Origin of the sequence: Neobacillus mesonae, assembly GCF_001636315.1 — a bacterium.
In the GTDB taxonomy this organism is placed as follows: Bacteria; Bacillota; Bacilli; order Bacillales; family Cytobacillaceae; genus Neobacillus; species Neobacillus mesonae.
This window is the reverse complement of the sequence record NZ_KV440949.1, coordinates 900838-915792: the sequence shown is the minus strand read 5'-3', so window position 1 is coordinate 915792 and position 14955 is coordinate 900838. Positions and strand designations below refer to the sequence as shown.

20 protein-coding genes are annotated in these 14955 nt (G+C 33.0%); 13 read left to right on the top strand and 7 right to left on the bottom strand.

What is annotated here, in order from left to right; translation table 11 throughout:
- Window positions 1-225: 225 nt before the first annotated feature.
- Window positions 226-534 (bottom strand): hypothetical protein, encoded by a 309-nt coding sequence (locus A6749_RS04675; protein WP_066385811.1) that lies wholly within the window; start codon window positions 532-534, stop codon window positions 226-228.
- Between the two features lie 108 nt (window positions 535-642).
- Window positions 643-972, bottom strand: coding sequence for a hypothetical protein (locus A6749_RS04670; protein WP_066385809.1), 330 nt, complete (start codon window positions 970-972; stop codon window positions 643-645).
- 120 nt (window positions 973-1092) lie between these two features.
- Between A6749_RS04670 and A6749_RS04665 the strand changes: the two genes are divergently transcribed.
- The 6 genes from A6749_RS04665 to A6749_RS04640 all read left to right on the top strand — a co-directional run bounded on the left by A6749_RS04665 (window position 1093) and on the right by A6749_RS04640 (window position 4623).
- Entirely contained in the window at window positions 1093-1296 is a 204-nt protein-coding gene (locus A6749_RS04665; RefSeq protein WP_066385807.1) for a hypothetical protein, read from the top strand.
- A gap of 44 nt (window positions 1297-1340) precedes the next feature.
- Window positions 1341-1613, top strand: a complete 273-nt coding sequence (locus tag A6749_RS04660; RefSeq protein ID WP_066385806.1) for a helix-turn-helix domain-containing protein — start codon at window positions 1341-1343, stop codon at window positions 1611-1613.
- On the top strand, window positions 1604-2014 hold the full coding sequence (locus tag A6749_RS04655) for a hypothetical protein (protein ID WP_066385801.1): 411 nt from the start codon (window positions 1604-1606) through the stop codon (window positions 2012-2014). The genes A6749_RS04660 and A6749_RS04655 overlap by 10 nt, the downstream gene beginning before the upstream one ends.
- Before the next feature lie 213 nt (window positions 2015-2227).
- On the top strand, window positions 2228-2773 hold the full coding sequence (locus A6749_RS04650; protein WP_066385796.1) for a hypothetical protein: 546 nt from the start codon (window positions 2228-2230) through the stop codon (window positions 2771-2773).
- Window positions 2774-2803: 30 nt separating this feature from the next.
- Window positions 2804-4300: a hypothetical protein gene (locus A6749_RS04645; protein ID WP_066385794.1), complete on the top strand. Its 1497-nt coding sequence runs from the start codon at window positions 2804-2806 to the stop codon at window positions 4298-4300.
- A gap of 23 nt (window positions 4301-4323) precedes the next feature.
- A complete protein-coding gene (locus A6749_RS04640; protein WP_066385791.1) occupies window positions 4324-4623 on the top strand; it encodes a hypothetical protein in 300 nt (99 codons plus the stop codon).
- Window positions 4624-4844: 221 nt separating this feature from the next.
- Here A6749_RS04640 and A6749_RS04635 read toward each other — a convergent pair whose 3' ends face one another.
- The 3 genes from A6749_RS04635 to A6749_RS04625 all read right to left on the bottom strand — a co-directional run bounded on the left by A6749_RS04635 (window position 4845) and on the right by A6749_RS04625 (window position 6814).
- Complete coding sequence (locus A6749_RS04635; protein WP_066385785.1) at window positions 4845-5291, bottom strand: ArsI/CadI family heavy metal resistance metalloenzyme; 447 nt, start codon at window positions 5289-5291, stop codon at window positions 4845-4847.
- A gap of 138 nt (window positions 5292-5429) precedes the next feature.
- Window positions 5430-6296, bottom strand: a complete 867-nt coding sequence (locus A6749_RS04630) for a permease (RefSeq protein WP_066385782.1) — start codon at window positions 6294-6296, stop codon at window positions 5430-5432.
- Between the two features lie 71 nt (window positions 6297-6367).
- On the bottom strand, window positions 6368-6814 hold the full coding sequence (locus tag A6749_RS04625) for a MarR family winged helix-turn-helix transcriptional regulator (protein WP_066385780.1): 447 nt from the start codon (window positions 6812-6814) through the stop codon (window positions 6368-6370).
- 119 nt (window positions 6815-6933) lie between these two features.
- Here A6749_RS04625 and A6749_RS04620 point away from each other — a divergent pair, with 119 nt between their 5' ends.
- On the top strand, window positions 6934-7440 hold the full coding sequence (locus A6749_RS04620) for an arsinothricin resistance N-acetyltransferase ArsN1 family A (RefSeq protein WP_066385779.1): 507 nt from the start codon (window positions 6934-6936) through the stop codon (window positions 7438-7440).
- Between the two features lie 252 nt (window positions 7441-7692).
- Here the strand turns inward: A6749_RS04620 and A6749_RS04615 are convergent, their stop codons facing one another.
- Window positions 7693-8097 (bottom strand): hypothetical protein, encoded by a 405-nt coding sequence (locus A6749_RS04615; RefSeq protein WP_066385775.1) that lies wholly within the window; start codon window positions 8095-8097, stop codon window positions 7693-7695.
- A 557-nt stretch (window positions 8098-8654) separates the two neighbouring features.
- Between A6749_RS04615 and A6749_RS04610 the strand changes: the two genes are divergently transcribed.
- The 5 genes from A6749_RS04610 to cap4 all read left to right on the top strand — a co-directional run bounded on the left by A6749_RS04610 (window position 8655) and on the right by cap4 (window position 13971).
- Window positions 8655-9218 (top strand): recombinase family protein, encoded by a 564-nt coding sequence (locus A6749_RS04610; RefSeq protein WP_153043003.1) that lies wholly within the window; start codon window positions 8655-8657, stop codon window positions 9216-9218.
- 117 nt (window positions 9219-9335) lie between these two features.
- Window positions 9336-10331, top strand: a complete 996-nt coding sequence (locus tag A6749_RS28295) for an SMODS domain-containing nucleotidyltransferase (RefSeq protein ID WP_066385772.1) — start codon at window positions 9336-9338, stop codon at window positions 10329-10331.
- A complete protein-coding gene (locus A6749_RS04600; RefSeq protein ID WP_084797634.1) occupies window positions 10328-12067 on the top strand; it encodes a ThiF family adenylyltransferase in 1740 nt (579 codons plus the stop codon). Before A6749_RS28295 ends, A6749_RS04600 begins: the two co-directional genes overlap by 4 nt.
- Window positions 12060-12545, top strand: coding sequence for a Mov34/MPN/PAD-1 family protein (locus A6749_RS04595; protein WP_201787871.1), 486 nt, complete (start codon window positions 12060-12062; stop codon window positions 12543-12545). Before A6749_RS04600 ends, A6749_RS04595 begins: the two co-directional genes overlap by 8 nt.
- Window positions 12532-13971 (top strand): CD-NTase-associated endodeoxyribonuclease Cap4, encoded by a 1440-nt coding sequence (cap4, locus tag A6749_RS04590; RefSeq protein ID WP_066385767.1) that lies wholly within the window; start codon window positions 12532-12534, stop codon window positions 13969-13971. The genes A6749_RS04595 and cap4 overlap by 14 nt, the downstream gene beginning before the upstream one ends.
- A gap of 139 nt (window positions 13972-14110) precedes the next feature.
- Here cap4 and A6749_RS04585 read toward each other — a convergent pair whose 3' ends face one another.
- The gene (locus A6749_RS04585) at window positions 14111-14605 is read right to left on the bottom strand and encodes a helix-turn-helix domain-containing protein (RefSeq protein ID WP_066385765.1); all 495 of its coding nucleotides are present in this window, start codon (window positions 14603-14605) and stop codon (window positions 14111-14113) included.
- A gap of 136 nt (window positions 14606-14741) precedes the next feature.
- Here A6749_RS04585 and A6749_RS04580 point away from each other — a divergent pair, with 136 nt between their 5' ends.
- Window positions 14742-14933, top strand: a complete 192-nt coding sequence (locus A6749_RS04580; protein ID WP_066385763.1) for a helix-turn-helix domain-containing protein — start codon at window positions 14742-14744, stop codon at window positions 14931-14933.
- The last annotated feature ends 22 nt before the right edge of the window (window positions 14934-14955 follow it).

The following is a 14955-nucleotide window of genomic DNA, read 5'->3' as shown; positions in this document are numbered from 1 at the left end:
TCGCTAATTATGAATTTAATTAAAAGTATATTTCTGTAAAGAAAAAGGGGCGATAGTCGCTCCTTTTATAAAGTTATAAAAAATTTATCTTTGGGAATCATAAAAATCAATTTCTTTCATGTAAAACATTGTTGTAGAAGGATTAATAATTTGAACCTTTTTGACATTTTCCATTCTTGGAATGGTAAAATGCTCTAAACAATGGTAATTGAACTTTATTGAACCTTATGAAATTTCTGGTCCCAATTTAATTTTTTCGTTCTTCTGTAATCCTTTAATATGTTTATTTTTTTTCAATTTTTCAATTTGTTTTGCGTTTAAATGTACACTTACAATAGGATATAAGTAATCATCGATTTTTTCTCCTCCTATATTTTCTATTTCCTTTAAATTTTCATATCTAGAATATTTTTTATAAACTACGACCAAGTATTCCTCTTTTTTTTCTTCTTTTTTTTGCTTTTCTATTATTAAAAATGTTGAAAAGTATAGAATACAAACAATTATAATGAGCAATATTTGTTTCTTTTTCATATATTCTCACCACCACCTTTTTTACGATATTATCCATAAATAGGTTTTTGTAAAGACATAATATAAAAAGAGCAATCAATTTACTCTTTTTAATTATCCATAAAATTTTTACTTTATTAAATCTTTTACGGAACCACCATCTGGTCGAAACTCAATCAATTCGTTTTTTTCTATTTCTCTAATATGTTTGCTTTTTTTCAATTCTTTAACTTGGCTTTCATTTAAACGTACATTTACAGTTGGATAAAAATATTCGCTAGTTATTTCCCCTCCTATCTTTGTTATTTCATTTAAATTTTCATATCTAGTATAATTTTTATCAACTAAAACTAAGTACGGCTCTTTTTTTTCTTCTTTTTTTTGCTTATTTATTATTAAAAATGTTGAAAAACATATAACGCAAATTATTATAATGAGTAAAATTTTTTTCTTTTTCATAAAAGTTGTCACCACCTCTTATCCGATATTATCCAGAAATAGGTTTTTGTAAAGCATATTATGTATAACTATTACATAACCGGTCATACTAATATTATCTCGATAAGGATGGTGTCATTTTTGGAAAAGAGGAATGATGTCTTTGATTCATTTTATGAAAAAAAGAGTAGGGATAAAGTAGAAGAAACCCACACCAGGACAACTTTTTTAATGCGCAACGATCTTTTAAATAAAGTGAATTCATTGTCAACAGAAAAGGGTCGGGGATTTAAAACCCACTTTTTCAATCAAGCGGTCGAAAATTTATTGAAAGAAATTGAATAAGGACAAAAAAATAATATTAATTTATAAATTTGGGAGGAATATAAATGGAGCAAAGAATTGAACAAGAGTTTGGATTAGGTCCAGTTTTAGGTCAATATTTTTCAGCAATACCTGACGAAACAATTCTTTCAATTTCCGATATCTCTGAGCTCTTAGGGAGAAGCGAGGAAACTATTAGACGTTGGTGCCGCGAAGGAAAGCTGCCGAGCTACAGTTTTGGTGGGAAATACGGCATACTTGGCGCCGAGTTTAAAAATTTTATATTGAACTCGAAAAAGAGATCTAAAAAGGTAAGAAGAGATTTCCAATGTCATTAAAACTTTTTTGCATTGCTTTTTTTAAAGAGCACAAAGTAAAATATTTTATTCAAAACGAACAAATTGTTTTTCAATGTTATAAGTGTAATTCTGAAGCTGTCATGGAACAAGATACAAATTGGAGTTGTACTTCCTGCGGTTTAAAAGGCAGTATGAAAAATTTAATGGATACCTTTAAAAATAATAAAGATAAAATGAAAGATTCAAAGCCATTTTATAATCCCACAAATGAACGCCATGATATAACAAAATTATTGAATAAAGTAATTAAAGAAAATAGTGGAACAAGATTAGAGAAAGACCTTATAAAGATTTCTGAGAAGTTCCAACTTCTAATGGGTTATATGTTAAAAAAGGATATTGAAAATCAAAATATAAATACCAAAAAAAGGATGGGATGAATTCCCATCCTTTTTTCATATGTAATCGTATTATAATTAAACCATACGACACTAATACTACGAAAGACACTAAAGATACGAAGACCACTAAACAGACGATAGTTACGAAACCCACGAAAAACGTGATTTCCTTCAAAAGCTCGTTTCTGAGCATTGAAAGGAAATGGTATTTTTCGTGGGTTTCGTGACCATAATAAAAGTGGAGGGATTTACATGGAAAGCATTCTACATGCACCACTAATGGAAGTGAAAACAATTGAAGAAGCGGAGAAAAAATTAGGGAAGAAGTTGTACACTACAACGGAATTATCGTCGACTAAGGGTCGCCATTTTGACACGATGAAAAAATTGATTGATGAAGATGTTGAATGGTTCAAACAATTTTATTTCGTTCCCGGCAATAATATTGGTCCTATTTCTCGTAAGGGTAGGATCTTAAAATATGTCTTTTTGTTAGATGACTTTTATGAATTTGAAAAAAGGAATTTAACACTTTATGCCATCTCCCAAAAATTAAACATGAGTCATATCCAACTAAAAAACTGGATTGAAAAAGGATATTTTGGGGAAGTTCCATGTTATCGCTGGACCGAGCATACTTTATGGTACAACGAAAGACATATTTTGGATAATGTGGATAGAGCTCGAAAAATGGCTTCTCAGGCTGAAGAAAATACCAATAAATTTCGTTATTCAAGTATTGATTATGACCAATATCTTCCTAATAATATTTTATCCTTGATTGATAAATATATCTAACACCGTTTATCCGTTACACCTGGAATTGTATTGGATGGTTTTGTTCTGAAAAAGGATGGGTTTAAAAATGATAAAGCCGCAAAACGCGCTTGCGAAGAAATAAAAAAATCATTAGTGAAAATAATCGCTGCACGAAGTGGTATAAGTATAAAATCATTCCGGGAATTGAATGAAGAAAAGCTTAAATCATATAACCCGTCCTCATTTTCTCTCGACTCATTTGGAATTGAAGATTTACAAGCGTTAGCTTATGGTATTAGCAATGATACCTTTCAAAGTCATTATTACTCACCATTGGTACCATTCATGCAATTTTTCCTAATGGAAGAAGAAAAAAAATACAAAGGAAAAATTAAAGACGGTAATTTTGACTTTTATACAAAAATGGAAGAAACGGAAAAGTTCAACGAACTAAGAACTTCTATCCTGACAAGTTTGAACCAAGTTAATGTAAAACGTAGCCAAAACGACAACGATGAGTTAAAAGTGTTTTTGACCAAGGAAGAATATTGTCAGGTTTTCAATCGAGTATATGAAGCATCAAAACAAGGATTGCAACGATCTGTTTTATTGGAGATAGATTTCAAACTCGGTTTAAGGCGGTCGGAAATAAGTTTACTTGCGGTCGAAGATTTCTGGATCGATGAAAATGGCTTTTTAAACACTGACGATGAAGGATACGGTCGTCTTCATTTTCCAAAAGAAAAAAGTAAAGGTTTTTACAGTCCCAGTCCTTCTTTTGGTAATCTTGTACCTCCGAAGGTTGTTGAGTTGATAAATCTTTACCTTAAAAACGTACTCTATCCTAAGTGTCCTTTTAGTGAGCATGCTAAGTATGCGGGGAAAACTTTTATAGGTAATAATTCTAAAAAGGTTTATAAAGATAGCCATGGGTTTCTCTTTAGAAAAGAAGGATATTTTTATAATCCTGATAGTAACTTGACACCAGCTTCTATCGGAACTTATTTTAGAAATATTAGGGATTTATTAACTTTCCTTCCGAAAGAAAAACGAGAAGTTTTTTCAACCCATGATGGGCGGCACACTTTAAACGAATGGATTGAAACCTCCATCGTCATTCCAAAATTAAATGAAAAAAGAGATTGGGCAGCAGATCTGCAAATGAGGCATTCAGCAAAGTCTACTGACGTTGGTAAAAAACACTATCGTATGAAACTGGATGAAGAAACTTATAAAACCATTATAGATGCTTCTATTAATTTCCCTTATGATTTGAGAGAACTTGAAAAATGGGAAATTGATCTTGGTTACAAATCTGCAGATGAAAAGCGCATCGATGATAATGGTTTAATAAAGATTCCAACCGCAAAACAATTCATCCCCGTTAAGAGGGTTGCATTAACCGCTGATGAAAAGGAAAAACTAAGAATACGCTCAAACGAACTTGAGGAATTGTTAAATAGTACCTGTCAAAAACCAGTAAATTGGTCAGCTCATGAATGGTTAATGAAACGAAACGGGTGGCTGAAAGAAAAAGAGGAAATTGACAGCAAACTAATCAGTTAAATTTTGATTAGGGAGAGAGAAACATGGAGTATAAAGAATTTGAACGTAATATTTCGTTTTATAAACAATTGGGTATCAATATTCCTTTTTATTATGAGTTAATCGATGACAATGCGATTCTAACACCAAATGAAATCTCTGCTATCTTCAATCGGAATGTTGATCGGGTCAGACAATGGTTTAATCCCGGTTTGAAGCATGGTGCTCTACCTTCGTTTGATCCAACAAGACACAAATGCACCGGTCTTGATTTAAAAGAATGGCTTTTCAAAAAAGATATAAAGAAATTTATGAAAAACAAAAAGTTTAAAGAACTTGTTTAGGTACAGCTGCCGGCGTTCGGTGGCTTTTTTATATATTAAAAAATTGAAAAGCAACTCATTTTAGAGTTGCTCAAGTGTCCGGTATAATTTCGTGAAAGCTTGATTAAGATTAAATAAGTTGAAAATTAGACCTTCTTTAATGTACCTACATAATTTACAGTTATAAAGTGTACCTCCCAAAAAGGGTCCCTGATAGAAATGAGACCCTCGTAAAATTATTATTAAGAACAACAATTGTTCAAATTTTCTTTTGTCTCTGGGGTAGCGCAGCAGGAAGAAGCATTTTCATCATTCACATCGACGTCAGCTTTTGTATAGAAGAACTCCCACTCGTTCCCATCCGGGTCTTGAATCCAGAATTTATCTTGGAGGGCATAGCAGCATGTAGTATTGATTTCATCGAACTGGGATTGAATCCCCGCCTCAGCAAGCCGATTCTTATGAGCCATAACTTCCTCTGTACTTCCAAGTTGAATACCAAAATGTCCGACCTGATTTCCACTTACTCCATCACACAGATTGAGAGTAAAATTAAGCCCTGGTTTTTCAAGAAGAAATTTTGCGTAATCCGGCTTTACTCTAACCGGATCAACGCCAAAAAGCTTACTGTAGAATTCAACAGACTTTTTAATATTCGTGACGTTAAGACCAACATGAGCATATTTCATTTTGACTTCCTCCTAACAATTTATTTTGAACAGCAGGTGTTTTTTTGTTCATCTTGCGGTTTTACTTCTTCAATTTTTACATTGCAACAGTTGGACTTTTTCTTAAAAATCTTCAACACAATACTCACCTCCTTTCAATTAAACAAGATAAAAGATAAAGCCTGACAGGGTAGACATCACAAAGACGGACAATACAAAGGCGGCAACTAATCGCTTTTTAAAGATAGATTTGAGCAGAATTACTTCTGGAAGGCTTGCACCTGCCGAACTGATGATCATCGCCATTACAGGTCCTAAAGCCATTCCTTTAGCAATAAGGATCTGCGAGATAGGAATCATGCTGGAAAGACGGATATACAATGGAATGCCAATAATCGCTGCAATCGGAATGAGCCACCAACGATCTTTTCCAAAAACATTTGATATCCATTCCGTTGGTACTAAACCATGAATGACCGCACCAATTGCTGCTCCAAGGATTAAATATGGATAAACAGTTTTCATAAGGCTAAGCGTTTCTGTTAATGCATACTTCAAGCTGAATTTTTGATGCTCTTCATCATATCCTGTCATCACAACATTTTTAACCGATTTTTCAAACCCTAGTTTTTCAAGGGTGAACCCGATAATGATAGAAAATACAGAGGTTAAAACGGTATAGATGATGGTTACCTTCCATCCCAAGGCTACTGTCATAATCGTCAATATTGTAGGGTCAAGAACAGGCGATGAAAATAAGAAAATCATGACGATGCTAAAAGACATTTTTTTCTTTAACATGTTCACAACAACAGGAATCGTCGAACATGAACAAAATGGTGTAATAAAAGCGAACACAATAGCAGCGAATGCCCCGATAATTTTATTCCTGCCAGATAATTTCTTTTCTATCTTTTCATAAGGAATTAACCCTTGTAGAAGACTGATGATAAATGAAATGGCAATAAATAATACTGTTAACTCAAGGGCAATCAACAAAAAGCTTTTAAATGTATCTATCCACATACGTATCTCCTCCTTGAAATTATTTGTAATTTGCAAGTATTAATTTTTATTAAAAGAGCAAGTTTTCTTGCTCAAAGTAATGGTTTGCAACAAACAGTTGACTTTGACATTGCGTTATTTAAAAGTTTGACCGATTTTATTACCATATCTCGTTCAAACTCACTCAAATTAGAAAAAACCTCATTTAAATATTGGTTCATTTCAGCGTCAATTTTGGCTGCCACGTATTTCCCTTGTGCAGTTAGCGTTAACTGAGAAACACGTCTATCTTCAGGAAGTGGTGTTTTTTTAACCAGTTCCAATTTGATTAGAGTTTGAATCTGCCGGCTAAAAGTCGTTATATCCATCCCTATAGATTCTGCAACCTGCTGCATTGAAGGTTTGTCATTACGCATGATCTCATATAGGATATGGCTTTGTACAAGGGATATCTCATTTCCTCCAACCTGGCAGCAATTTTTATTCAAAAGTCCAAAACGTCTTGTCATAACTTGAAACAATTCTCGAAGATCTTCCATATTTTTCACCTCTGATTTATTTATATACTAATTATTTGCTTTTTGCAACTGTTTTTCCTTTAAATTTGGAAAAAATTTTATATAATGGTTATAAGCCTAATAATTTCGGGGGGATTAACTTGAAAAATGAGTTTAAATCAAGACCGGCTAAAGAAGACGACTTGGAATCAATTTTAAACATCTACAATCAAGGAATTGATGACAGAATTGCAATATTAGAGGAAGATAAAAAAGATATTGAATATATGAAAGAATGGTTCGAAAACCATAAAGAGCGTTATGCAGTTATCGTGGTTGAAAAAGATAATGAGGTAATTGGATGGGCATCATTAAATCCATATTCCAACCGATGTTCTTATTCTGGTGTAGCCGATTTATCGATCTATATCAAACGGGATTATCGAGGAAAGGGTGCAGGTTCATTTTTACTAAAGGAAATTGAACAAATTGCAATAAAAAATAGCTTTAATAAAATTGTGTTATTTACATTTCCGTTTAATCATTTGGGTCAAGGGCTTTATAGAAAAAATGACTACAGGGAAGTCGGGGTTTTTAAGAATCAAGGCAAATTAGACGGTCGCTTTGTTGATGTATTGATCATGGAAAAGGTTTTTGAAGATTATTAAAAGCATTTTGTATTGAATTTTATAAAAGACCAATATAAAAAAGGGTAATCTTCATTGCAAAATCGAAAACTAGGCAAAATAAACATTGAATTAGGGTTATTTTTAGTTCCTATTGCTCAAGAAATCAAATGGTATAATAAAGGAAAATAATTATTGTTGGACGAGGTACTGGCTTTGGAGATGAACTGTGCAATTGTATAAAAAAATATGTCGTTAAAAAAACCATCTCAAATCTGAGATGGTTTTTAACCGTTATACCTGCTGATTCTGCTGATTTTCTTGAGTAGGAGGATTAGAACTATTTTTTAAACTTTGATCAAGAGCAAGTTGTAAAAAAACAAACGCTAAAGCTATAAAAGGCATTCCGATTTTAATATTTCCGCTATCTGTTAAATAATTATTGATAGCAAATTTAAAGAAAAATATATCTGCAACAAATAATGTCATAAAAATTATCGTGAGTATCAAAATGCCCCACCAGGAAAAATAAAGAAATTTCTTGTTCAATCTTTGATTTACACTAATTAATCTTTTAGATAGCCTAAAAAGTGTAAATCCAAGGCTAAAAAAAGCAATATCGAGAATCACTTTTTCGTTTTGAATTACTAAACCTACCACAAGTAATACTACACCTAAAATAACTAAAAACCATTTCATCCTTACCCCTCATTTCCCTTTGTTCCCCACATTTACCAATCTTTATTATTAAATAATATAAAGATTTTGTAAATCATAATATTTCTTTAAATTAAAAAGACAAAAGAAAATGATAGTAAAGTGGAAATAAGTAAAATTCCTTTTAATTTATTTTCAGAAATACTTGTAAATAGGTATGATAAGATTATTGTAAAGCTGATGCCGAAGAATAAAGATAAACAAATTTTGAAGACTATTAAAAATATAGATACCAATCTTTCACCCCCTAATTTTTGTTTATATTTCATTTAAAAAATTATATTTGATTTTGAAAATCCCTTTGAACAACTATGGGAGGGTGTGATACCAATATTTACCATAAAGGTTTCGAAAATTTAAATTTGTACCATAATAGTAGTGTTCAAAAAACGACCGTTTAATTGACTTATTTTCAGAAAACTAAAACGTGCAATTTTTTTGTTATAATAAGAATAAAAAATGTTCGAAAAAGGGTACGAAAAGTATAATGTACGTAAATGATTGAATCACCCCTTTTCCGGACATAGATGGAGGAAAAATTGAAATTAGGATATGCAAGGGTATCAACTGACGATCAAGATATGCTGATGCAAATAGAAGCGCTGAAAGCTGCCAGTGTGATAGAAGAAAATATATTTAAGGAACATGTATCAGGCATGAAAAAAGACCGACCGGAACTGAAAAGATTACTGGAATACGCCCGTGAAGGGGATGAGATTGTTGTGTTCAAGCTCGACCGAATCAGTCGTAGCCTAAAGCACTTGGAAGAGCTTGTAGAGGGTTTTAATATAAGGGGAATAGAATTTATTTCCCTACATGAAAAAATTGATACAACAAGTGCAATGGGCAAATTCTTCTTCCGCATGATGGGTGCAATTGCCGAGCTTGAACGAGATATTATTTCGGAGCGAACAAAAGAGCAATTGGCTGCTAAAAAGAAAAACGGTATAAAACTCGGTCGACCGGCAGTTGATAACGAAAAATTAGAAATGGCATTAGCGCTGCACGAATCAAAACGCTATTCCGTAAAAGAAATAACAGAAAAAGTCGGCATCAGCCGCACAACATTTTATGATTATTTAAAAAATCGTCCTGCTAATTAGGGCGATTTTTTTATTATTTTCTTTCTTAAAAATAAATGTAATACTTATTTCCTGATAATGTATTTTTTCTTGTTATAATGTAAATAAACAGAAATTAATATTTAAGGGGGAAGAATAATGGTTACGCAGACTCAATTTTTGGAATTATTAAAAGATATCGAACCGAGCAAAACAACAAAGGACGATGCCAGTAAATCGCACACCGCACTAAGGGATTTTCTTCAAAAAGATGAGGATTTTAAGCCTTATCACATTTCAGATTTTTTATCTGGTTCATACAAGCGAAATACAGCTATTCGACCAAGAACTGTGGATGGGGTAACTGCGCGTCCTGATGTTGATATTATTGTTGTAACAAATCATTCCAAAGATGACGAACCTCAAGATGTAATAGACTTACTCTATGATGTCTTGAAAAAAGAATATTCGGAGATTCGTAAACAAGCACGTTCTGTTGGAATTGTTACAAATAAAGCGGACATGGATGTAGTACCTATTATTGCGCCTGATGGTATGGAAGGAACGCTATATATTCCTGATAGAAAAAAAGAAGAGTGGCTTGAGACAAATCCGCCCAAACATACTACATGGACAACGCAGATGAATGAAGAAAGTTCAGGGACATTTAAGCCCCTTGTGAAATTAATGAAGTGGTGGCGTCGTGTCAATCCAACAATTTCAAAAAAACCAAAGGGATTTGTCATCGAATGTATTGTGGCTGAATGTATGGATAAATCTGAAAAAAATTACGGCGAACTTTTTGTACAAACACTAGAAGAAATTGTCGCAAAATATAAGGTTTATATTGACTTAAAAATTCTTCCACGTATTGAAGATCCAGGGGTAGCAGGAAATTCTGTTACAGATGGAATGACATTTGAGGCATTCAAAGGGTTTTATAACAAAGCTAAGGCTCATGCTGAAATAGGAAGAAAAGCATTAGATGAAACAGATGGAGAAGAATCTTTAAAATTGTGGAGAAGTATTTTTGGTGATCGATTCCCTAAAAATAAAGGTACATCCAATTCATTGTTAAAGAATGCATTGGTTCCTCCTGCATTATCGTTCCCAGATCGTCCTGTTGAACCTAAAAAACCAGGAGGATTTGCATGATGTCGATTTGGTTTTTAGAAAATCCTAATCGCTTAATAGACGAGCGTAAAGAAATCGAACAACTGCAATTAAATCAAGAGTGGTTGTTAGGTGTAGAGTGGTCAATAAAAGGAATTGGGATCGCTGTTAAAGTAAAAATGGGAGCTCATGGTCACATTTATGAAATGGAAATGGAATATCCGTCTATTTATCCATTTGCCCCGCCAAGTGTTATACCCATAGATAAGGAGCAATGGTGGACAGAGCACCAATACACAAATGGAACTCTTTGCTTAGAATGGGGACCAGACAATTGGCATAGTAGTGTGACAGGGGCTAAAATACTAGAAAGTGCCTATCGATTAATAAATACTGAAAATCCCAAAGGGAGTAATGACCGCAAGGAGCGGTCTTCCGTCCCTTCAAGGCACTTACTTACTATGGGACAAGAATTGAGAAAAGAAAAAATTAGGTTATACCTAAACCAATCTCTACTAGAAATCATCTTAAATTTAAGCCATACTAACCATCAAGAAATGGATTTCCAATTTCTCTTTGAAAATAATGCTACTATATTGCATATTATCAAAATTTATAATGAATCAATGGTTATTTGGGAAAATGAGTATTTACCAAATGAACTAAAAAGAAAATTTTTAGGAAAAGCACAAGCCTTTTTAATGAATTGTTCATTGATAAAAAATAAAAAAATGGTATCAATAGAAGAGATTAAAGCCTTTTTGATATCAAATGGAATTAAAGGAGAACAAATAAATCTTGATATTGAACGCGAACGATTATTTTTGTTTATTGATACGGATGGAAAAATATATCCATTTATAAGTTTCAGTGATGACGACAAGCTTTATAGAGCATCGGCTGTAATAGAAAATGAAAATGTAGATCGCCGCCAATCTGATTTGAATTTGTTAAAAGACAAAAAAGTGGGAATCGTTGGATTAGGTTCTTTGGGAAGTAAATTAGCCAATTCACTTGCCCGAACGGGAGTAGAGAACTTCTTACTTATTGATGATGATGTTTTCTTAGCCGGTAATATTCAAAGGCATTCTCTTGATTGGAGAAGTGTTGGTACTCATAAAATTGATGCAATAGAAAATCAACTTAAACTTATTTCAACTTCAATAAAAGTTGATGTGTCTTCTATGAACTTAACAGGACAAGAATCAACATCAGCCTTAAATGCTGTTATTTCTCGGTTAGGAGCCTGTGATATTATTATTGATGCAACAGCTGATAGCAAAGTATTTAATTTGCTATCAGCTGTATGTACAGGATATAACAAGCCAATGGCTTGGGGAGAAGTTTTTGCTGGTGGCATCGGCGGTCTTATAGCAAGAAGTAGACCAAATTTGGATCCGAGTCCTCAAATAATGAGGAAGGCTCTTTTTGAAACAACACAAAACGTCCCCGTGAATAGCCAAGAAGACGCTAGACCATATGAATTAGAAGTTGAAAGCGGTGAAGTATGGATAGCATCTGATATTGATGTTGGTGTTATTTCAAACTATTTAGCTGGATTAGTTATCGACACGCTGAAAAATGGAAATTCTGATTACCCATATTCAATGTATTTAACCGGATTAAAGAAAGCATGGATATTCGAAGAGCCATTCGTAACGTTTCCAATTCATACAGATCATTTAAATGAAGAAAAATCACCAGATGAGGATAATCATACCACAAAGGAAGCAATGGAATTTATTGTGTCATTACTTAAGGGTAAAAACGGTGATTAAAGTTATTATTCCTACAATTATTAAACAAAGATTGGAAAATGAGCTTAAAAAGGCTGGAAATCGTGAAATCGGCGGCATCATAATGGGGGAACACATAAAAGATAATACATTCAGGATTTATGATATCACGGTTCAAACGCAAGGTGGTTCATGGGCAAGATTTGTGCGGCAACTCTCAAACTCAGTAAAAAATGCTTTTCACCATTTTTTTCAGAAAACTCATTACCAATATACTAAATACAACTATCTAGGAGAGTGGCATTCACATCCTTCTTTTGCGCTAACACCAAGTCAAAACGACGTACAAACTATGCTGGAGCTTGTGAACGATAAAAATGTAGGGGCAAACTTTGCCATTTTATTAATAGTAAAATTTGATATTGAATTAAAAGGGGACATTACTCTTTTTGTTCCCGATTATCCAATTTTAAAAGGGGAACTGTTGAGAGAGGAAGAGGTTGCACATGAGCGAAAATAATATATCAAGACCATCATTATTAGAACCTGAATCTACCGGAGGAGACATTGCCGATGGTGGATTTGAATTTCAGAGAAATATCATTTTAAATAAAATTCCTTATTGGCTTTCATTTGAAGGTTTTACATCATTAATCTGGGAATCGATAGGCGATATTGAAGCGAAATTTTTTATTCCAGGAATAGGATTGGTTAATGAGGCAGTAGAAGCAAAAAATCATTCAGTCACACCTACAGAATTTTGGGCAGAAATTGAACGATTTAAAAGAATAGATAAAGGCAGCCCGGGAACATATCGTTGGTTTACCCTATCTTGCACAGCCGTTTCACCCACTATCAATCCTTTAATCAATGGATTAAAAAGAATTAGAAATCCTTATCCTTTTTACGATAATTCATCAGGGATTTTTCAAAATTCTTATGATGCCTATAAAAATATTGTTTTGGGAATGGGAAAGGACGAAGAAACTGCTGAATTTATATTTAATAAAGTTCTAATTGAAAATACGTGGGGCTCACTGAATGCGCAGTCCGAAGGAATGTTTTCTGATAGCTTATCAAAGAACTTTCCTGTATTTGATGATCTACCAAGGAAAAAAACAAATATCGTTTATAGCAGTTTAATCGATTTACTAGTATCAAGAAGAAATGAACCTGTTGCAAGAAAAGAAATTGAAGAAAAATTATCAAGTGTTTTTGATAACCCGAATGATTTCTTAAAGTTTACATTATTAGAAACAAAAATTGATAACGATGAATTAAGTGGCAAAGAGATTACTTTTCAGTGGCATTCCTTTTTCGGAGGAAAGGATAGAGTATATCCATCAACAGAAAAATGGCAAAGCCAAATGATTAAAGAATTGTATGAGACAAAAGATTGGATTAAAAGAAACAGAAATAACCTGAATATTCTCTTAAATGGTAACAGAAGAAATTCGACTGCGATGGCTATTGGGCATACATTTTCCGCTGTTGCAGGCTTTAACATAACAATGGAACATAGGGGGAAACTTTGGGAAACTCATCAACACCCAACTTTAAACACTCCAGACTATCCAATAAAAATCAATTTAAATGCTGAAAATTCTAAAAAGCTAATAGTAGTGGTTGCGATTATGAAAGAGAACATGAAAGAAGAAGTCTTATCATTTTTGAAAGAAAGTGGCGAAACTAACAATTCGGTATTAGAAATAACATCATCGATACCAATTGTATCATCCGACCAAGCAAATAAAGCGATCAATCAAATTAAAGAAAATGTAAAAAATAATTCTGCAAAAATTGGAGCAGAAGAAATTGAATTCTTTTATGCAGGACCCTCCCATTTTTCATTGTTTCTAGGTCATCGTTGGAATGCGATGCCTAAAACACAATGCTATGAATGGATAGGCACAGGTAAATATATTCAATCAGTTACACTGATATAAAGTCTTATTATTTAAAGCTAAAATTGCTAATAATGTATTTAGTTATACATTTTATGATAAAAAATCGTCCTGCAAAAAAGGGCGATTTTTTATGGATTTTATTTAATCTCACATTTTATAAATGTTAAATAGATTCCACTTATTCAAATAATTTATCTAATCGATTAACAACATTTTTATTATGAGTAAAGTCAACAAATTCACGGATTGAATGTATTACTTTCCCTTTTTCATGGGTTTTTTCATCTATTTCGCAAATTTTGATAAAAATATCGCGATAATTTTCTAAAAAGACGGTTAGTTTTCTTAAATCGTCTGCTTCCATGTTTTCGGCTTGAGCCGTTAGGTTGGCAACGTACATCTTTTTTAATTCTTCACAATTTATTTTTGCATTTAATTCTTTTTCACTCATTTCTGATAATCCAAAAATATTTTTATATTTATTTTCGAACTTTAAAAGTTCGAACAACCTTATTAATACGGTTTGCGAAGGTTTTTTGTAAACTCCCTTTTCTAACTGCGTAATATATCCTGCACTTACTCCGATCCCTCTAGCGAGTTCCCTTGCGCCGATATTTCTTTCAATTCTTTTTTGCCTGACTAATTGTCCAATAACAACCGGATTTATCTCCACCGTTTTTTACTCCTTTTTACTTCCTTTTTAAATATCATTATAAGCAATCAAAGTATACAATATTCAATTTTTGCCATAATAAGGTTTGGTCCAGTAAGCGATAAGCAAAAGCAATATACGAAAGGAGGAGGTTCAATTGACTGAAAAAGTGATGTTGGATGTTCGGGATGTCATGGTTGTTACTGGATTGGGGAGAAATAAAGCATATGAACTGATGAACAGTGATGCATTCCATGTCACAAAAATAGGGAAGCGGCTACTGGTTCACAAAGATAATCTGGAGAATTATTTAAAGGGAGAAAAAACCAAAAGGAAATCCCGGTGGTAATCGGTGCAACCTCCATAGGTAT